This is a genomic window from Thermogladius calderae 1633, assembly GCF_000264495.1.
In the GTDB taxonomy this organism is placed as follows: domain Archaea; phylum Thermoproteota; class Thermoprotei_A; order Sulfolobales; family Desulfurococcaceae; genus Thermogladius; species Thermogladius calderae.
In genome coordinates this window covers 375097-393904 of sequence record NC_017954.1, presented here as the reverse complement: position 1 = coordinate 393904, position 18808 = coordinate 375097, and the positions used below count along the sequence as shown (strand labels likewise).

The window sequence follows — 18808 nt, the reverse complement described above, 5'->3', positions numbered from 1 at the left end:
TTATTAGACATGAAAACTCCCACAGGTGAGACCTTGAAACTCCTGCGAGTAGAAGACGCTGTAGGGAAGAGACTGGCAATGGACTACACGATCGTAACACCCGACCAGAAAGGGGCTCTGAAGAGAAGGGGCGAAGTCCTAGAGACAAGGGACGTTGAGGTAATGAAGGCTAACGGGCACTACTACGTCTACGTGCTAGACGACGAGGAAGAGTCTACTGAAGAGGTATTCGAGACGGATGCCGCGATCTCCCTGGCAAGTAGTATTACGAGTGGAAATCTCGTAGTAGAGGCTTCGGAAGAGGGTAAAGCCCTTGTAAGAGCAGGCGAAGACGGGCTGTTTATTGTCAACTCCGAGGGGCTGAGAGTTGTTAACGAAAGCGGGTTATTGGTTGTGATAACGCGGAGAAACGGCGTTTTTGTGCGGAAAGGGGACGTGGTGGCGGTCGTTGACGTTGTGCCACTGAAGGTGCCTAGAGCGGTCCTAGAAGACCTGTTGAACAAAACGAGGCCATACAACCCGGTTCTAGCCCTGATACCGAGCGCGAGACCCAGAGTCGGGGTTCTCGTCGTGGGCACCGAGATCGTGGAGGGCCTCAAGAGAGACAAAGCCAGCGGGATCATCGTAAAGAAGCTCGCCGAGTACAATTGCAGTCCTAGTAGAGTTCTCTATGCCAGGGATGACGAGAAGGAGATCGCGCACAAAATAGAGGAGTTGCTCGAGGACTCCGAAGCGGTTATAGCAGTCGGGGGCATGAGCGTCGACCCAACCGATAGGACACCGGTCGCGATAAGAATGGTGGCTGACACGGTCGTAGCCTACGGTATCCCCATTAAGCCGACCACGATGAGCATGGTCGCTTACAAGGGAGACAAGGCCATCATAGGCGTCTCAAGCGGGGTAATACACTTCCCGGACCTCAACTTCCTAGACATAATACTACCGTGGGTCTCGTCTAAGGCGAGAGTACCTAGAGAACACATAGTTAGACTCGGCGAGGGAGGGTTAACTGACTACTACCTCGAGAAAATGAAAAAACGCATATAGCATTAACAAAAGCCTTACGATAGAGATTCGCACAGTACCAAGCAGGGCAACGTGCGATTCGCGTTTACTATTGATCTCGCTGTAATCCTCGTTGTCCCTACTAACTTTGTTCATCCATAACACGGTATGCCAAGCTGTGAGCTTCGAAATAAAAAATAGGCGCCGGGGGCGGGATTTGAACCCGCGCGGGGTTTCCCCCACCGGCTTAGCAGGCCGGCGCCCTACCAGGCTAGGCGACCCCGGCAGGCGTTATAGGTTTATCTACTCTAGCTTTTATTAATTTTAATCACTCGCTTAATACGCTCGGTGAATACTCCTAGAGAGAGTGCGAGTAGTACTACGTTCCTCGCCTGGACAACCCACTGGACAGGCGAGTCGAGGCTCCACGGCTGGTCGTAGACTGGTAGGTTAAGGCCCAGGTAGAGGTTTGCGTAGTATCTCAGAGTAGAGTCCTTAAACCACATCGGTATTATCATGGTGTTTAGAAAGTCGGCTGTGTACAACAGGAGTTGCTCGTTAGTACCTGGCGTGTACACGTAGAGTAGAGGCGCTAGGAGCAAAAGAGATTGAGGTGGTAAGGAGGGGTTTAGCACTATAGCAAGGGCTGTGAACGACGCCATGTAAGTGCTTAGACCCCCCTCTTCTACCGCCCCGGATAGGGTTAACAAGACGAATAGAATAGTCATGTAGAGCCCGACCCAGTACCCGTAGCCGTCCCTGCCCGCGAAGTAGTTGAATATCACCGCTAGCCCATTGTTCAGGCTGTTGTCTACCACGTACGTAAAGTAGCCTACCAAGCCCGAAGGCGTTAACACACCTAGCACTGTATAGGGTATGAGCCCGGCTACGACAGGTAGGTAACTCAGCTTTACGTTACCGACCGCGTTGAGATAGAGTAGTAAGGAGAGCGGTATGAAGAGAAACGCGTTCACCGAGGAGCCCACGGCTAGCGCGATCGCTGAATACGTAAGGCGACCCCGCGAGGCGAAGTAGAGCGAGGAGGCCAGCAAGAAGAGGGATAGGGTGTCAAGAGAGTACACGGAGTACGCTACCATAGATGGGAAAAGGAACGAAAGCACCCGCCTCTGAATAGGCGCGTTAAGCTCGACTGTGAACCCGTGGTATACCAGCGCTGCGACGACGAGAAAAGATACCTCTACGACAGACTGAAGAATGTAGAAAAAGGCACCCGCCTGTGGGGTTCCAGGCTTATACCCAACAGCGTTTGACAGGTAGATCATGGAGCTTGCTATCAGAGCGTAGAGAGGTGGCTGGTTCAGCTTGTAGTCCGAGTAAGGTACAGGGAACACGGGAACACCCTCGCAAACAGCACGCATTACCTGCGCGTTAATCCAGTTCTCGCCACCAGAACACGAACTCGCGTATACCCCGTTGTAGACTGACTGGTAAAAGTCGTCGTAGAAAGGCGCCTGTATAAGCTTTCTCCCGAACAAGGCGACCGATACTTCGGGTGGCATGTGTATAATAAAGGCCGCCAACCCTGCGAATAGAGCTACCAGCAACACTACTGCTCTCTCCTTCAAAAGAGCTTCACCGGGAGCTGACTCCCTATATTAATACCCGCCCGATTTATAATAACGCAAGGTGTCGCGTTGCCTAGGCTGAGACTATACGAGCTCGCCTTACTGGCAGTTATTCTGGCTCTGTCCGCAACCCAGTTCTACTACTGGGACACGCGCTTCACCGACAATGAACTGGCCGTTGGCGGGAAAGGCTACGTCTCGGACGAAGTGTGGTATGTCGCCTCCGCTAGAAACATTATGTTAAAGGTGTTCCATCTCTCCCCTAAGGAGGTGGGGGGCTATGGGTACACTATCATCTACGACGGCAAACTGGACAGGACACGCGTCGAGTCGTTGGCGAAGGAGTACGGTGTAGCCCTCAGGCTTGACTACAGCAAGCTGAACGGTTTCTACGCATATTCCACAAACCTTACAGCTCTCAACGAGTTCCTAGACGCTGTTAAGAGAGTGGTCAACGTGGGAGACGTGATACCCGGCTGGATGATGCCCGACGCCTCCGGTATCAACACGTACCTCAATCTCGAACACCCGCCGCTAGGAAAGTACCTTATAGGCTTGACCATTGTGTTGGTTGGGGACTACCCCTTGTACTGGAGGCTCGGCAACATGGTTGCGGGGGTTCTGTTGATCTTCTTAACATTTCTCACGGCAAGGAGACTCTTACATGGAAACACTGTAGCGGGCTTGGTAGCAGCCGCACTCTTGTCCGTAGACCCGCTTGTAAGAAACCTGTCGTCAATCGCGCTGTTAGACATATACGTCTCCTTGTTCACAGCGTTGTCCTTCTACTTCGCGCTCAGTAAAAGGTACGGGTTGGCCCTACTCGCTGTGGTTATAGGGTCTCTATTCAAGTTCAACGCACTCTTCGCTCTAATACCTCTGTCCCTGCTGTACGCCCGAAAGCGGGTGGAGAAGGGCTTTAACCTGCTAGATTTCACCGCTACCTTACTAGGGTTCTACATAGTCGGCGGGCTGGCGTTCCTTGCCGCACAGATCTTAGCTGGTCTACCCCTGATCGGCTATTTAGGGTTCACTAACTGGTTCAAGCAGTCAATCACGGGGGCTATAGCCTGGCACACCCAAGTGAAGTGCTCCGGTGGCGGCTGCCCGGTTAGCTCCACTCCTTGGGACTGGTTCGCCGGCGTAAACTCCTTCACGCTCTACTACTTCCCCGGTGGAGTGACTGTATTAGCTGTCGGGTTCTGGCCTGTATGGTCATTCGCACTAGTCGGTACACTAGCCCTATTACCGGGGTACCTGAAGGGTAAAACCGCGTTCGCCAAGTCGTCGTGTTGGCTACTCGGGTTGCTTGCGGGCTATGCTCTGTTGTGGGCTATAGGTGGGAGAACACAGTACAGCTTTTACGCCGTCCAGTTCGCACCAATAGTCTACACGTCCACGATGACTATTATAGCCACTTTCAACAGTACTGACGTACTGCAAGTCCTTAGGTCGTGGAGAGGCGTCTTGACCGAGGCGGAGAGGGCAATAGGAAGACTACTGCTCCTCCAGTAGTGTCCCGGGAAAAATGGCTTGGGGTTTATAAATCTTACCGTACGCCATAGAAGGTTGGTGAGTAAGATGGCTAACAGCATTGCTAGGATGAGATTGATCACCGTCAAAATGCCCGAGATTTACGTCGAGGGGATTGACGAACTAGTCAAAATTGGCAGGTACAGTAGCAGGAGTGAAGTCATAAGAGTGGCAATTAGAGACCTGTTGAAAAAGGAGCTCTGGGTTAAAGACCGAGAAATGAGATAGGGTTTTTCCTGGTTTACGAGAGCTCTCGTAGTTTCTTTATTAACAAGACGTAAAGAGGCTCGTCCTCTCTCAACACTCTGAAACTGAGCGGGGGCTGGAACCCGGGGAAGATCGTCCTGAGCTCTTCCAGTTTAACCGGCCTCCTGTAAAGCCTGGCCCCGCGTATCTCGATCCCCACCGCTGTCCTCGACCCTTTGATATACCTCAGGTCGCTCTTGGAAACGCCTGTCTCGCCTCTCAGAGCGATCTCGGCTACTTCGTCCGGGCTTCCTACAAATACCTCGCCAGCGTAGAACTCCCCTACGATCGCCCTCACACTCCCGCTAGAGTACACGACGAAGAGACTGCCCGGCGAAGGCCTTATCCCAAAGAACCTCCTCAACTCGATCTTCTTCTTCCCCGTGAAGATCCTGTGGGTGTATAGAGGCAGTATGCTTATCAAGTACATTTCCATGTAGACCACGTACTGCCTCTAACTAGCCGGTGACTGCCTACACTATTTAAACTCCGAAGAACTTTAAATATAGTTGAGATGAGGATAGCTGGTATTGCTGAGCGGTGATGTATGACACCAGTACTGAGCGGTGTTCCGAGTAATGCCGATCCGGCCTGGTGATCGGGTCCTCTTCTACATAGACCCCAAGAGAAGATTCGTACAGGTGATCCGCGAGGGCGGTATCCTCGGAACCGACAAGGGCTTTGTCAGACACGAAGAAGTCATAGGGAGGGAGATAGGCGAGTCCGTGATGACTTCTAAGGGAGTAAGAGTACACCTGCTCAGACCCCTCCCAGTCGACTTCCTTGCGTCAATGAAGAGAGCCACCCAGGTAATATACCCCAAGGACGTGAGCCTGATCGCATACTTGGCCGGGGTCACAGAGGGGTCCAAAGTACTCGAAGGGGGCGTAGGGACGGGGCACGTTACAGCAGTGTTGGCCTACCTGGTTGGGGAGAGCGGGAAGGTATACGCCGTAGACATAGACGAGACGAAGCTTAGGAAGGCCGCCGAAAATTTGGAGAGGCTTGGCCTCGCAAAGAGAGTCGTTTTTGTCAAAAGGGACGTCAGGGAGGGGGTCGACGAGCGCGATTTTGACGCCTCTATCCTAGACATCCCCGACCCCTGGAACGCCATCAAAGCCGTGTACGACTCGCTCAAGTTGGGATCCCCCCTTGTCGCCTTTCTACCCACTGTCAACCAGGTCGAGAAGACCGTGACATCGATGCGAGAGTTATTCGTCGACATTCACGTATACGAGGTTCTCCTGAGAGAGTACATCGTATCCGAAGAGGGCACGCGTCCCAGCCCTAGAATGACGGGGCACACGGGCTACATAGTATTCGGTAGAAAAATACTCCCTTGATCAAGCGTGTTTTCCTTTAACGTACAAGTAGACCGTGTGAGTTAACCCGTTGTCGTCTTTAACGTCGACAACTCTAACCGGGTTCCAACCAGGTATTTTGAACTCGTGACTGACCACTCTCGCCCCGTCCCTCAGCTCTTTTTCGAGCTTGGGTCTCAGGGCCTCGTTCACGGACGTCAACAAGAAGAGCGTTACAACCGTAGCCTCGCTGATGTCTACGTTAAAGAAGTCGTCGTTTATCACCACTACTCTGTCGGCCAGTCCATGGTTTAGAATATTGTTTTTCGCCTCCTTCACTCTCTCGGGGTCCTTCTCGATACCTACCGCTTTTTTGGCGTTGAACTCCTTGACCGATACGATGAGAATCCTCCCGTCGCCGCATCCTAGGTCATAAACCACGTCCTCGGGTCCGACGTTGGCAAGACTAAGCATTTTTCTGACAACAGGGTAGGGGGTAGGGACGTACGGCACGTAGTACATGCCTAAGGCCTCGCGTTTGAATCCAAGGTAAAAATATTTGCCGTTAAGACCCTAAAGCTTTACTCTTCATAATCTCTATTGCTTTCTCCTCGTCTGGTTGGAGGGCCTGGTTCAAGGGAAGTTGAGACAAGAGGACTTTTACTGTCCCGTCGTCGTACTCGGCTAGAATCTGAGGCAGCCACGCCATACCGTACTCGTCCTTGTCACCGTACTCGTTGATGTAAACGTAGTCTTCTATTTTGACGTCCAAGGATGTGTTAAGATCCTTCGATAGCCTCTCCGCCAGCTTGACCCATAGCTTGTGATAGGGGTGGTGTTCCGCGGTGACGAGTACTACCTTCTTTATGGAAGCCATTCGATCACCCGTTCTCAGAGCCGTTTAAATGCCTTAAAGAGGTTAAAACCGTATCCCTGTCTCTAAATAACCAGCCCTCTAGCCTTCCTCTCTTCCTCTGGTCTGACCTTGATAATACCGTAGTGTATAGCGCACGATATACAGTAGCACTTCCTAACAGGGTACTTCATTATTATGGCGCCCTTCTTCTCTAGTTCTTGAGCTAATTGAGGAGCTACAGGGCTGTACATTCTCGTGACACATATAGCCTTGTCTGCGGGGACAAGCCTCCCGCAGTTGTCACACTGTATCATCTCTACTTTGCCCTTATCACCCTTTCTACGTCCCCTACTCTCCCTCTTCTTTGGCATGAGGTAATCACCTATCGGCTGAGTCTCTAATTGGATCAAAAGCCTATATACCTTTCTATCCCGTGTACTCTATTTTGACCTGGCCAACAGGTCGCTTACCCTCGTCCCGATAATGCTGTCCCAGTCCAGCCCTATCGCCTCAAGTAGCTGTTCGAGGCTACTCCTTATGTTCTCGATGTACTTGTCGGGGTCTATATCGGCGAGTTTTGCCAACTGAATCGCCTTCACACCGTCCTTGCTCTTAACTTTCACGTACGCTATAATGTCGTTCTCCCCAACGTGGATACCGTAGTTCTTCAACTGTATAGCTGCTTTAACATGGGGTGGCGTGTTCTTCGTGTACTCCTCGACCTTCTTGGTCAAACCAGTCCTGATCGTGAGCTGGTCGAGAGTTATCTCCTTCCTCTTCAAGCTAACGTACTTCTCCTTCACCTCGCTCCTTAACCATTCCTCGAATTCCTTGAGGTCCGCTGGGTTTGAGACGACTCTCATCCTCTCGATTATCTCCTCGAAGAAGTTCTTGAGGAAGTCGGGCGTGTTCTTCTTCTTGGCAATAAGGCCTTTTATCTCGATCCCGCCATCGCTAGACCGCCCGAGATAGTTCTTCTTCAACCCCGTGAAGACGATGAAGGTAAACACCTTGTCGAGCTCTATCTCCAGCCCGAGGTTGTTGTAAACCCACTCCTGTAGCCTCCCTAATTGCTCCTGCGTCGGGTTCCACAAGAATATCGAGTCCGTGTCCCCATACAATATCTTTACACCTAGCTCTGCCGCCTTACTAAGGATACTGAAGAAAGAGCGCCTCCCCATCGCTGTAACACTTTCGGCCACAGCTGGCGAGTAGAGTGGGAAGGCCTCGTCGCCGAACACCCCGTAGCTAGCGTTTATGAAGACTTTTATGGCCTTCTGCACGACGTCGTACCACGCCTGTACTTCTGGTGGAAGACTCTTGTCCTTGGCTCTCTTCTTGTAGACAAAAACCCTGAAGTCCCTTAGTATACCTACGAGAACTGACATCAGGCCTGGTCTGTCCCTACAGACACTATGGATTTTCCTTCCAGTCTCGTCTTCTATCCAATACTTGTTAGAGCACCAATCTACATCAACGGTCTCGAAACTCAGGTTGTACTTCTTTATGATACTTGGGTACAGGGAGGCGATGTCCAGGACTACTACATTGAAGAAGACGCCTATTGGCGGCTCTATCACGAGAGCGCCAGCGTACTTCTTGCCCTCTATTATAGCCTTGGTGTGAGTGCTCTTTGCGAACTTCTGGATATCCTCTTTATTCACGATCAGGTAGTTCCTCTTCCTCGACTCCCAGAAGACCATGTTCTGGATCCAGTTTGAGATCTTCCTCCTACAGATGTCCTCGATACCGGTTCTCGATATCCTGGCCATTAATACCATCAGCTTCCAAACCAACTCGTTATTGAAGGTGATCAGCTGCAGTGTGATCTCGGCGTCTCGGTAGTTGTAGGCTACTAGCAACGAGAGGTCTTTCTCGCCGAGATTTCCCTCGAACGCAACCTTGGATATTCCAAGTAAGGCAGTTGATACCGCCTCTAGATTCTCCTCCTGGTACTTGTTGCCGAAGGCGTAGCTCTTAATGGCCTTATTCGAGAAAAACTTGTACAAGTCGATGTGTATAGAGGACTCCAACCTGGCCTGGACTTCTTTCGTCTCCTCTATCCTCGCAATCCTGATGGGGATCTTGTCTCTCTCTATACCGAGGTTGATCGACCTGTTGTACAAGTAGTGTAGGTCGAAGTTGTCCCCGTTGAACGTCACGACCACAGGGTAGTTAGACATGACTCTGTAGGCTTCGAGGATCATAGCCCTCTCGCTATCGAAGACCTCGATCTCGGCCTCCCAAGGGTACTCGCCGGTCGGCTCGCCGAATCTCACGTCCCTAGCCAAGACTAAGACTTTCTTAAACCCATCGCTTGCGCTGAACGCTATCGATATCACGGGGAGGTCCGCGTGTTTTGGTGAGGGGACTTTACCCTTTGCGGGACTATAGACCTCTATGTCGACCGCCAGTTTCACGGGGTTTGGAGGCATTTCCTCGAAGTAGTCGAGGAAGCCCATCGACGTCTCGTAGACCTCGGGGTGTTCATTACCGAATAGCTTCGTGACGAGCTCCAGGACTTGCTTGTCTACGGAGGGCTTGACTATTGACAAGACAGGTCTATGGTTGACGTTTTCAACCTTTATCCTCATCGTGGGCACGAGAAAGTTGTCGTAAATGTAGTTGTTGTGGTACTTGATCTTGGCCTCCCACGCCGAGGCGAAATGCTCCCTAAGCTTCTTTACGGCGAGCGGGTCTTTAACAACTATTTTTGTCAACTTCACCTTCTGCATGGTCAAGGGGTTTACCTTGATAACCTCCTCAACAGCCTCGAAAGAAGGGTCTCCAGTTATCTCCTTCCTCTCCAAGACCTCGTCAGCAGGCTCGTCTGTTATGAAGTATGGTTTATGCCCCGTGGGGTCTAGCAGTCTAATTATCCTTCTCCCATCGTTAGACAAAAATACGAGGCAGGCTCTACCGGCCTCTCCATTATACTCGACATTGAGGAGGTAAGCCGGCGAGTCCAGTGTAGAAACATACCTGTCGAAATCCAGTGTGTAGACATCGCCTATTTTACTGTACTTCACTAGACCCCCTCCTCTCCCTTAGCCTCAAAATCGCCTCGGCAATATCACCCTTAGTCTCCATGAGTGCTCTTCTAGCCTCCTCTTTGGACACGCCAGCTTGCGAGGCTACAAACTCAACGTCTTCTTCGTTTACCGCGACCCCTGCTTCTCTTTGCTCCTTCCCAGCCGTCTCCTCTTTTGCCTCCCCGACGACCTGGAAAACGGTTTGGTTCTTAGACTTTATAACCACTACCTGGGGGCTCTCGATAACGATCTTCCTGTCCTTCAAATAGAACTCAACTTTTTCGACATCGCTCAGCTCTTCGACGTCTAGACCCATCCTCTTCAGTGCTCTCTTCAGTTCTCGGGGGCTAAATCCCGGTATCAAGGAGAAACACCGCGGTAGTCTAATTTATATAAGTCGTGTTAACCTATTAAAGTAGAAGCCGAAGCGAAGAATCCTGTTGATTCAAAATGCCCAGCCTGAGAATACTAGGTGGAGGTAGGGAAGTAGGTAGAGCCGCTATACTAGTCGAGGACGGGGAGAAGGCTTTACTAGACTACGGTATTAACTTCGACGACAAGGACCGTCCTCAAATGCCCCTGCACGTGAGGCCTGCTGATCTAAGCCTGATCGCGATCTCGCACGCGCATCTCGACCACATCGGGGCAGCCCCCTTGATGTACATAACCGGGAGGCCGAGGATCTACATGACGAGGCCCACGATCGAAATCGCCAGGCTCCTCGTACTAGACTTTCTGAAGCTAAACGCAGTCAACGTGGACTACGAGTACAGCGAGTTCGTGAAAATGAGCGACAACGCCCAGTTCGTCGATTACGGTGCGGAAGTCGAAGCTGGGAGTTTTAAGCTGATCTTCATGAACGCGGGCCACATACTCGGCAGCACAGCTATTTACGTCGAGACCCGGAGCGGGCACAGGATTCTATACACAGGAGACATCAATACGGTGCAGACATGGACGCTCAGCGGGGCTGAGTTGTGGCCTGTCAAAGTAGATACCCTAATTACGGAGGCCACGTACGGTGATAGGGTACACCCACCCCGGTACCGCGTCGAGAAAAGGTTCGTCAGCGTAGTCGAGGAGGTGATCTCCAGTGGCGGAGTGGTACTAGTACCTTCCTTCAGTGTGGGCAGAAGCCAGGAGGTCTTGACGCTACTCGCGAACGAGCTACCGTATGTAGACATCTACGTAGACGGGATGGCGAGAGAGATATGCGGTATATACCTAAACTACCAGAAGTACTTGAGAGACCCGTCCCTGTACACAAGGGCGTTAGAAAGGGTTACCTTCGTGAAGAACGTGAGAGATAGGAAAAAAGCGCTAAAGAGTCCAGGGGTCATCATAGCAACGGCAGGTATGCTCAAGGGAGGTCCCAGTCTCCAGTACCTAAAGAAGCTCGCCGACGACCCTAAGAACGCTGTTTTACTCGTTAGCTACCAGTCACCTAATAGCCCGGGACATAAGCTCCTCGAGAAAGGAGGGCTGGAGGAGATCGGGGTTTACTTCACTAAAGCCCGCGTCGAGTGGTTCGACTTCTCTAGCCACGCTGGTAGAGACGGGCTAGTAGACATAGCCAAGACCTACTCGCACACGTTACGCAACGTGGTCATAGTCCACGGCGACGAGGAGTCGTCTAAAGGCCTGGCTAACGCCATAAGGGAGAGCCTGGGGAAAGACCTAAACATCTACGTCCCTAACAACGGAGACTCCATAACTGTTGACTAGCCTGGCTCTAATTACGTACACGTTCTTGGACCATCTCCTAGCAAGACCCAGTCTCTCTAACCTAGCCAGTATCCTCCCAGCTGACGTCTTGTTGGTGTAGAGCCTCTCAGCGACGTCCTCAACGCTAACGAACAACACCCCGGACTCAACAAAGCTCTTGTAGAGTTTGACTACGTCAACCTTAACCCTCACCGTGCTTGTTATCTCCGGGCACCCCTAGTGGAGGTCGGCGTTGAAACACGACCACCTCCCTGAAACTAACGGCGACAACGGTTGTTGAAGTATAAAACCCGTCGTACAATATATAATAAGAACTCGAGCCGGGGTAGCTCAGCCTGGTAGAGCGCCGGGCTGTTAACCGCGTTAGGTAGCCTGGTGGAAACCCGGTGGTCCGGGGTTCGAGTCCCCGCCCCGGCGCTTTATCCAACTTCTAAAGGTTAACCAAGAACAGTATATGAAAAACCCGTAGCTTGAGAAAGTGTCTATGGACCGAGGAAGTCCTCAGGCCTGGGAGGCTCTGGTTTGAGCCCCTTCCTCTCCCTGATCTTAGCTACCAGGTCCATTAACATGCTGTCTGGTACTGGGGCCCACCTACTGAACTCCTGCCCCCAGATCGCCTTGCCGGCAGTCGCGCTCCTGAGCTCTTCGGCTATTGTAAAGGACTCGGCGACTGGTATCTCAGCAATCACCCTCGATAGATTCCCCTGCTGCTGGACTTCTATCAACTTCCCTCTCTTCTTCGTTATTATCGTCGATATGTTTCCTATGAACTCCATGGGTGTTCTTATATCGAGTTTCATGATAGGCTCTAGTAGAGTGGGCCTCGAGGTCAACATGCCCGCATATATAGCATTCCTGACCGCCGGGAACAACTGTGCCGGACCTCTGTGCGCCGGGTCTTCGTGTATTACCGCGTCGTGTAATACCACTTTGACCCCTCTAACGGGCTCCATGGCCAGCGGGCCTTCTCTCATGGCTAGCCTGAAGCCCTGTATGATGGTGTCCTTTACGTCCCTGAGGTACTGAACTCCGGTAGTCATGTCGACGAACACGTTTATGTTGTCGTCAATAGCCCATATTCTCCTGGCTTCGTCTGCGTCCCATCCAGCCTGCTCCCTGAGGATCTTAGCCCTGTCCCTCGGATCCATGTCCTCCGTGATGATCCTGTCCTGTATCAGCCTGATAGTATTCTCGTCCAACGGCGATACGCTTATGTACAACTTGTTATGTTTGTTCGGCGACTTGCCCTCGAATACGCGGCTACCGGCCCTAACACTCTCCCTGTACACTATCACCGGCGGGGTGGCGACTACCTCTAGCCCGTAGAAGTCTTTGAGGAGAGTAAGGGCGATCTCGATGTGAAGAGTCCCGACACCGCTCAGCAAGAACTCGCCTGTCTCCTCGTTTATCTTGACCACCAAGCTCGGGTCCTCTATGCTCAGCTTGTGCATCGCGTCGATCAGCTTGGTCAGTTGAGAGGGGTCTTTGGGCTCAATGGCCACGGTGACAACCGACTCGGTGATCATCCTCAGCCTCTCGAAGGGGGTCATTGAGTCTCTAACTGCGAGAGAGCACACGGTCTCTCCAGACCTGGCCTTGTCCAGTCCCAGAACGGCCGCTATGTTGCCGGCGCTTATCTCGTCAGCCAGCTCCCTGTACGGGCCCATGTACAGCCCTACCTGTAAAACTCTTTGCTTTAACCTCGCGTTAACCAGCCAAAGCTCTTCTCCAGCTCTAACAGTACCCGAGTATACCCTCCCAGTAGCCACGAGGCCGGCGTGCGGGTCTACTCTAACATCGTTGACCAACATCACCAACGGTCCGTTCGGGTCCGCCTCTAGCATCGTTTTTGCCACCTCGCTATTCAAGTCACCGTGCCATATCTTCCTTATCCTGTAGGCCTGTGCCTCCCTGGGGTTGGGGACGTACTTAACTACCATGTCGAGAATGGCCTCGTGTAGCGGGGCTACTTTCTGTAGCTCGGGTAGTGCGTCCTTACCCCTCTGGTAGACATCAACAACATCGCTGAACTTGATGCCTTTTTGTTGGGCCATAGGTACTGAAAAGCCCCATCTATCCCTAGCACTACCGAATACGACCTGACCTTTAGCCGGGTCGAGCTGCCACGCTGTTCGGAACTCTTTGTCGGCGTAAGTGGCTATCAGCGAGTTGATGTCCTTAATTATCTGGACTAGCCTCTGCTGTATCTCTGTCGGGGACAATTTAAGCTCCTTTATCAACCTGTCGATCTTGTTTATGAACAGTACCGGTCTCACCATCTCCTCCAACGCCACTCTAAGGTACATCTCCGTCTGCGTCATCACTCCCTCAACAGCGTCGACTACGACAATAGCGCCGTCGATCACCCTCAACGCCCTTATAGTCTTCGACTGAAAGTCGACGTGCCCTGGTGTATCGATCAGGTTGATCACGTAGGGCTTGCCCCTGTACTCGTGGTACAAGCTAACGTTTGCCGCCTTGACGGTCATCTGCCTCTTCTGCTCGATATCTAAGTAGTCCAGCGCTAATGCCTGGCCTGCGATCTTTTCAGAGAGCAGACCAGCCATTGCCAACAGTGAGTCGGACAGCGTCGTCTTCCCGTGGTCGACGTGCGCTGTTATGCCTATATTCCTGACCTGCTCTAGGTTCTTCATTATCTTCAAGACTTCACTAGTCTGCTTATACTTGACCATGCGTAAACCAACCTCGCCCACGTAACCGTACTAAAAGACCTCATGTATATGGGGGTTAAAAATCGGATGTCAGGTAGTCCCCTTCGCGTATTTGCATATGAGCTCCTCGAACTTTCTCTTACCGACGTTAACCGAGTCCCTTAATAGCGTGTCGATGTCGAGCGCCCCACCCGTCACTCCCCCTCTTAGCCTAACGTCGATTACTACATTGACTCTCTCCGTAGTCTTCTCCAACCGGACTATCACGTCAGCCTCGACTAGACCCCGCGCCTTCTCGTCGATGAAATCCCTGATTGCCTCCTCGACTCTCAGAGCGATTTCTTCCATGTCGTCGTCTTTTATGTTGTCCAGATTTAAGCCCACGAGCTTAGGTCTGCTTCTGGGTCGCGAATCCATACTTTGATAGTACCTCTCTGATCTTGCTCTCGAGGTCTGCTAGCTGCCGGGAAAGAACCTCTAGCTGTTTCCTATACTTTTCCTTCTTCAAACTAAGTAGCTCCTTCCTCTCTTGGAGTTCTTTGACCACTTCGTCCTTGCTTTTCTTTACCAAGACTTGACCTATAAGCTTGTAGACCTCCGTGGAGTCCTGTAGATACTGCAGGTTCTCTAGTACGTTGTCTATCTCGGATATCTCGGCCTCTACGAGTTTTAGCTCTGAGTCGACTTTGACGTAGCTCTCCCTCATAGCTTGGTACTGTGCTATCAACTGCTGAACCTCAGGTGGCAATCTCTGCTCGCTCATTCCTCGATCACCGCCTTTAACTCCATAAGCATTGATATGGTACTTATTATACTATTAACAACCGCTCTTAAAAGACCTATCCTAGTACACGATACAACGACCCTGAGCGTAGACTCCTTCAACTCTAGCTCGCCTCTGCAGGCCTCCGGTAGGCTCTCTATCTCTGGCCGCAGAGACTCCACGATGGACCTAGTGATGTTCTCGTCGAGACCTCTTACCTCGAGCTCAACCTTGTTCTCCATAAGTCTTGAAGCCCCTCACCTTTAACACGGGGCCGACTACATCTCCATTCCGAGAAAGTATTTTAACCGTTACATTACCCCCCTCGTCGTGTAGAGATATCTTGAAGGCTGACGACTTGTTGATGAAGTCCCTAAGTAAGCTCATCAATAACCCTGCTAGTTCTAGGCACTTACTGCTAGAGCAGTTCGACTCGTCGACGCTACTGTATGATGTTATGGGGGTCGTTAACTTGGCTCCTCCCTCTCTGGAGAGCCTTACGCCACCTAGGAGGACGTCAAAGTACCTCGACGCCGCGACTTTACCCTCGGCATCGTAGTGGACTACATAGACGTGAATAACCGCCGGGTTTCCCTTCTTATTCGCGGCTACAACTAGATACTTCTTTTTCAATAGCAACGCGAGGTAGGCTAGATCAAGGAGTCTTCTTTTACCTCTGGTAACTCTGACAGAGCCGGGTAAGACGAGGGTGAGGTCTTTAACGAAAGACCTGAGTCTCTGGCTCGGGCGATGCGACGTAGTAACTAAAAACAACCCCTTCTACTCCCTTACAACAACCTTGGGAAAGTACTTGCTGATCTCTGTCCTGTGGTAGTACGCGCCGCCGGCCCAAACGGCTCCGCACTTTCTACAAGTCCACAGACCGACCGACACTCTCACCACTCCACCCGTGTAGCCACAGAAGGGGCACTGCTGGGGAGAATACCTCTTGAGCAATACGTCCCTAACCTTCTTCCTCAAAGTAGAGCCATACCTCGCCCCGAACCTACCGGCGGGACCAACGACCTTCGTCCTTCCCATAAGCAACACCTGGTCTACCACTTCGTGTACTCTTGTGGATTGCTTATAACCCTCCTTATAAAGCTTAAGACTTGTTCGCCAGCCTTTAAAGCTATTTCGACAGCAGAGTCCAACGTTTTAGGCGTGATACTTCTCGGCCCTCTCTTCTGTAGGCCTACTATACGTCCCTTCTCGTCCACCGAGATCGACAAGAACGTGTCTATCACGCTCTCCTCCTCGAGCGACGGGTCTACGACCAGAATATCACCTAGCACGCCCATGGTTACCGTTGTCACGAGAGTGTTTATCGGTAGAGGTGTATCCTTGGTCCCGTAGACGACTTTGATGCCCTCCGCTGTTGTGTCGAGTCTAGGTAACTTCGACGTGGCGAGGGCTATCATGGACGCTATCATTCCGGTATCTAGTATGTTCCCGTCGTGGTCTATCACGTAGACGTCGTCGTATATAACCCACGCTAGCCTACCTGGTTGGATCACCAGCTTAGATAGGTCTACTACCTTAGGCTCTCTGAGACTCCTGTCTATTACCCTTGCGACCTCTATCGCCTCCTCGTTCGGGGGTCCGGGCTCGAAGGAGGGGGAGGCTAGTGGTACGAATTCGGCGTGAACCTGTAAAACCCCCTCATTCGGCCTATCCTCGAAAGGCGTGCCCAGCTCCGCTTTCACACCCGCTATAACCTGCGTACCCCCCAGCTTCACTAGGGCGCTTCCTTCCGCCTTACTTATTATGCCGACGCTTACCGAGATGTTCCTGTAGTCGTGAAGACCCCTGTTGTCTATACGTTCACCCTTCTTCAGCATCCTTACTATTGTCTCAGCCCTTATCTTGGGCATTATAGGCTCTCTTTGAGGAGTTATCGACATAGAGCCCACCTCACGACTCTAGTGCGGACAAATACTTCTTGTGCAACGTCTCCTTCATCAAAGCATACACTTTCTCGGCCCCCCTCTTCGCGAGTTCAATGGCCTTCTTGAACTCTTCCACTGTTAGAACACCGTTCAGCTGAAGTAGGACTATCTCGCCAATGCCCACAGCATACCCTACAGGCAGGTCTGCCTCGCCGTACTCGTCCTCAAGCTCGTTTATGTCTAGTACTAGGACCCCCTCTACTTTGCCCACCGCGACCCCGGCCACTAAGTCTTTCATTGGTATGCCCGCGTCGGCTAGCGCCAACGACGCTGCTGTCAACCCGGCCGTCCTTGTACCGCCGTCGGCCTGTATCACCTCAATGAACACGTCTATGCTGGCTCTGGGGAACTGGTCTGCGAATACCACTGACTCCAGCGCTTCTCTTATGACTTTGGACAACTCTATCTCTCTCCTTGTAGGAGCAGGCGATTTGTGTTCTGTGGTCGAGAACGGGGCCATATGGTACCTCACCCTTAGTACGGCTCTGTCCGGGAGCTGCACAGCCTTGGGTATTACCTCTCTAGGTCCGTACACAGCTGCTAGAACTTTTGTTCCACCGTACTCAACTAGGGCGGAGCCGTTCGCGTTCTTCAGTACGCCTATCTCCATTCTTATGGGCCTCAGTTCGTCTGGTTTCCTACCGTCGACCCTCAACCCGTCCTCGCGGATTAGCTTGGGTTTAGATTCCGACACATTAACCACCCAGTTTTTGTTCCAGGAACTGCTTTACCTCCTCCGTTAAGCCCCTCGCATGTGGCTTTTCCTCTATTATCTTAATAGCCTGGGTTAAAACCTCCCCCCTGTACTCGTCCGGGCACTTCGCCCATATGAAGCCGTTCTGGGCGACTGTTATGTCGCAACCCGTTTTCGTTGTCAGCAAATTGAACATACTGCCCTTCTTGCCTATTATCCGAGGGATCCTACTCGGTTTAACCTCTATTACGATGCCCTCGATGATCTTGCCAAGACCTTTACCTCTTATCGTGAGGAGGGGGTCTCTCGTCCTGTCAAAGGCGACGATCTTGGCTAGTACCATGTCACCTACGTCCAGGTAGGACTTCAAGTCGTGGTATAAGGGGTTAAAATTCTCTATAGCGTCGCTCGCGTTCAAGTAGGCCTTATACGGGCTCCTGATGTTGACTTCCCAAGCTGTTATCCCGATCCCCTCGATAACGCCGATCACGACGTCGTCTCTTCTAGGGTAGTACACAGTGTTGAATGGTATGACAGCTATGTCGTTCTCGGAGACCGAGGCAACCCCGTAGGCGTCGGAGTAAATCTTGTTGTTTACTAGGTATACGTGCTTCTCCGGTAGCCTCTTAAAGCCTTGGTTCCCGTCCTCCTCTATTTCGGCTAGAGTATCCCCCGGCCTAACAATCTGCCTATCCGCTACGTAGACCTTGAGCTTCAAGTCTCTCAACCCACGCTAATAATTTTGACCTGTGCCGTACCCTTTGTTAAACTGTTCACCTTGTCTATGAACTCCTGTTGCATGCCTGCCGGTATTTCTATCTCCATTAATAAACTACCGTCATTCATCCAAGTCGACTTCTTTACCTCGCCTAGCTGCGTAATCGGCTTATGGATCTTCCCAGCATACTCTGGTGGAATCCTCACACTGAGGTACGCCTTGGCGATCTTTATTGGTATCACCCGCGCAATCTTAGAAAGGATCTCCTCCATTTGAGCCTCGGGGGGCTTGAATGGGTCTATCGAAACCTTTGCCTGCTCAATTGCCAATTCGATCCTCTTCTGAGGTATTGGAAGTTTAGTCTTTGGGTCCACGGCGTTTTTTGATATAAGGGTTATGATCTGCTTCTTTTTCTCCTCGACAAATTTCCGCCTCTGCTCAGCCGTCAGCTGAATCTCGCCTCTCCGAACGATCTCGAGGGCTATTTGTCTGACATCGTCTGTCTTAAAAACCTCCCTCAGGCTCTCGGGTGACGCCTTCAACCCCTTCCTCGCATCCTTGTAAATGAAGTCACCTACGAGAAGATCGTCTACGTTAACAGGCTTCCCCTCCTTTACTTTCAGAGCTAAATCCGGGTTAACCAACACTTCAAACCTGTGCCCCTTCTCCTCGAGCCTCACTATCACGTATTTATCTGTCAAAACACATCACTCTTCTACACTAAACTA

Annotated in this window: 23 protein-coding genes and 2 tRNA genes; 6 read left to right on the top strand and 19 right to left on the bottom strand. The window is 51.6% G+C overall.

Annotated features, from left to right (window positions below):
* Positions 1–9: 9 nt before the first annotated feature.
* Positions 10–1047, top strand: coding sequence for a molybdopterin-binding protein (locus TCELL_RS02245; protein WP_014737106.1), 1038 nt, complete (start codon positions 10–12; stop codon positions 1045–1047).
* A gap of 160 nt (positions 1048–1207) precedes the next feature.
* On the opposite strand, the gene TCELL_RS02240 is transcribed toward TCELL_RS02245, so the two are convergent.
* Both TCELL_RS02240 and TCELL_RS02235 read right to left on the bottom strand, forming a co-directional pair.
* Positions 1208–1291: transfer RNA gene (locus TCELL_RS02240), tRNA-Ser, on the bottom strand.
* A 22-nt stretch (positions 1292–1313) separates the two neighbouring features.
* Positions 1314–2591 (bottom strand): hypothetical protein, encoded by a 1278-nt coding sequence (locus TCELL_RS02235; protein WP_014737105.1) that lies wholly within the window; start codon positions 2589–2591, stop codon positions 1314–1316.
* Between the two features lie 69 nt (positions 2592–2660).
* Here TCELL_RS02235 and TCELL_RS02230 point away from each other — a divergent pair, with 69 nt between their 5' ends.
* Entirely contained in the window at positions 2661–4106 is a 1446-nt protein-coding gene (locus TCELL_RS02230) for a glycosyltransferase family 39 protein (RefSeq protein ID WP_014737104.1), read from the top strand.
* Positions 4107–4172: 66 nt separating this feature from the next.
* Complete coding sequence (locus TCELL_RS02225) at positions 4173–4352, top strand: ribbon-helix-helix domain-containing protein (protein WP_048162946.1); 180 nt, start codon at positions 4173–4175, stop codon at positions 4350–4352.
* Positions 4353–4365: 13 nt separating this feature from the next.
* Here the strand turns inward: TCELL_RS02225 and TCELL_RS02220 are convergent, their stop codons facing one another.
* On the bottom strand, positions 4366–4806 hold the full coding sequence (locus TCELL_RS02220) for an ASCH domain-containing protein (RefSeq protein WP_048162943.1): 441 nt from the start codon (positions 4804–4806) through the stop codon (positions 4366–4368).
* Positions 4807–4948: 142 nt separating this feature from the next.
* Here TCELL_RS02220 and TCELL_RS02215 point away from each other — a divergent pair, with 142 nt between their 5' ends.
* A complete protein-coding gene (locus TCELL_RS02215) occupies positions 4949–5713 on the top strand; it encodes a tRNA (adenine-N1)-methyltransferase (RefSeq protein WP_014737101.1) in 765 nt (254 codons plus the stop codon).
* Here the strand turns inward: TCELL_RS02215 and TCELL_RS02210 are convergent, their stop codons facing one another.
* The 5 genes from TCELL_RS02210 to TCELL_RS02190 form a co-directional block, all read right to left on the bottom strand.
* Complete coding sequence (locus TCELL_RS02210) at positions 5714–6193, bottom strand: protein-lysine N-methyltransferase (protein ID WP_014737100.1); 480 nt, start codon at positions 6191–6193, stop codon at positions 5714–5716.
* Between the two features lie 43 nt (positions 6194–6236).
* Positions 6237–6548: a hypothetical protein gene (locus tag TCELL_RS02205; RefSeq protein WP_014737099.1), complete on the bottom strand. Its 312-nt coding sequence runs from the start codon at positions 6546–6548 to the stop codon at positions 6237–6239.
* A 62-nt stretch (positions 6549–6610) separates the two neighbouring features.
* On the bottom strand, positions 6611–6898 hold the full coding sequence (locus tag TCELL_RS02200; protein WP_014737098.1) for a 30S ribosomal protein S26e: 288 nt from the start codon (positions 6896–6898) through the stop codon (positions 6611–6613).
* Positions 6899–6967: 69 nt separating this feature from the next.
* The gene (locus TCELL_RS02195) at positions 6968–9556 is read right to left on the bottom strand and encodes a DNA-directed DNA polymerase I (RefSeq protein WP_014737097.1); all 2589 of its coding nucleotides are present in this window, start codon (positions 9554–9556) and stop codon (positions 6968–6970) included.
* Positions 9543–9923: a nascent polypeptide-associated complex protein gene (locus TCELL_RS02190; protein ID WP_014737096.1), complete on the bottom strand. Its 381-nt coding sequence runs from the start codon at positions 9921–9923 to the stop codon at positions 9543–9545. Before TCELL_RS02190 ends, TCELL_RS02195 begins: the two co-directional genes overlap by 14 nt.
* A gap of 86 nt (positions 9924–10009) precedes the next feature.
* Here TCELL_RS02190 and TCELL_RS02185 point away from each other — a divergent pair, with 86 nt between their 5' ends.
* Positions 10010–11284, top strand: coding sequence for an MBL fold metallo-hydrolase (locus TCELL_RS02185; protein WP_014737095.1), 1275 nt, complete (start codon positions 10010–10012; stop codon positions 11282–11284).
* Here TCELL_RS02185 and TCELL_RS02180 read toward each other — a convergent pair.
* Positions 11237–11476 (bottom strand): MarR family transcriptional regulator, encoded by a 240-nt coding sequence (locus TCELL_RS02180; protein WP_048162942.1) that lies wholly within the window; start codon positions 11474–11476, stop codon positions 11237–11239. The two genes, TCELL_RS02185 and TCELL_RS02180, sit on opposite strands and share 48 nt — an antisense overlap.
* A 127-nt stretch (positions 11477–11603) precedes the next feature.
* Between TCELL_RS02180 and TCELL_RS02175 the strand changes: the two genes are divergently transcribed.
* Positions 11604–11701, top strand: a tRNA-Asn gene (locus TCELL_RS02175).
* A 65-nt stretch (positions 11702–11766) separates the two neighbouring features.
* On the opposite strand, the gene TCELL_RS02170 is transcribed toward TCELL_RS02175, so the two are convergent.
* The 10 genes from TCELL_RS02170 to TCELL_RS02125 all read right to left on the bottom strand — a co-directional run bounded on the left by TCELL_RS02170 (position 11767) and on the right by TCELL_RS02125 (position 18781).
* On the bottom strand, positions 11767–13977 hold the full coding sequence (locus TCELL_RS02170; RefSeq protein ID WP_014737094.1) for an elongation factor EF-2: 2211 nt from the start codon (positions 13975–13977) through the stop codon (positions 11767–11769).
* Between the two features lie 69 nt (positions 13978–14046).
* Positions 14047–14304 carry a hypothetical protein gene (locus tag TCELL_RS02165; RefSeq protein ID WP_238529033.1) on the bottom strand — a complete coding sequence of 86 codons (258 nt, stop codon included), beginning with the start codon at positions 14302–14304 and terminating at the stop codon, positions 14047–14049.
* Between the two features lie 40 nt (positions 14305–14344).
* Positions 14345–14719: a prefoldin subunit beta gene (locus TCELL_RS02160; protein WP_014737092.1), complete on the bottom strand. Its 375-nt coding sequence runs from the start codon at positions 14717–14719 to the stop codon at positions 14345–14347.
* Positions 14716–14961: a KEOPS complex subunit Pcc1 gene (locus TCELL_RS02155; protein WP_014737091.1), complete on the bottom strand. Its 246-nt coding sequence runs from the start codon at positions 14959–14961 to the stop codon at positions 14716–14718. The genes TCELL_RS02160 and TCELL_RS02155 overlap by 4 nt, the downstream gene beginning before the upstream one ends.
* The gene (locus TCELL_RS02150; protein ID WP_014737090.1) at positions 14945–15493 is read right to left on the bottom strand and encodes a Brix domain-containing protein; all 549 of its coding nucleotides are present in this window, start codon (positions 15491–15493) and stop codon (positions 14945–14947) included. The genes TCELL_RS02155 and TCELL_RS02150 overlap by 17 nt, the downstream gene beginning before the upstream one ends.
* 6 nt (positions 15494–15499) lie before the next feature.
* Entirely contained in the window at positions 15500–15760 is a 261-nt protein-coding gene (locus TCELL_RS02145; RefSeq protein ID WP_048162941.1) for a 50S ribosomal protein L37ae, read from the bottom strand.
* A gap of 14 nt (positions 15761–15774) precedes the next feature.
* The gene (gene rrp42, locus TCELL_RS02140) at positions 15775–16623 is read right to left on the bottom strand and encodes an exosome complex protein Rrp42 (RefSeq protein ID WP_014737088.1); all 849 of its coding nucleotides are present in this window, start codon (positions 16621–16623) and stop codon (positions 15775–15777) included.
* Between the two features lie 10 nt (positions 16624–16633).
* On the bottom strand, positions 16634–17362 hold the full coding sequence (rrp41, locus tag TCELL_RS02135; protein ID WP_014737087.1) for an exosome complex exonuclease Rrp41: 729 nt from the start codon (positions 17360–17362) through the stop codon (positions 16634–16636).
* 1 nt (position 17363) lies between these two features.
* Positions 17364–18089, bottom strand: coding sequence for an exosome complex RNA-binding protein Rrp4 (gene rrp4 / locus TCELL_RS02130; RefSeq protein ID WP_014737086.1), 726 nt, complete (start codon positions 18087–18089; stop codon positions 17364–17366).
* Entirely contained in the window at positions 18086–18781 is a 696-nt protein-coding gene (locus TCELL_RS02125) for a ribosome assembly factor SBDS (protein ID WP_048162939.1), read from the bottom strand. The genes rrp4 and TCELL_RS02125 overlap by 4 nt, the downstream gene beginning before the upstream one ends.
* Positions 18782–18808 lie beyond the last annotated feature (27 nt).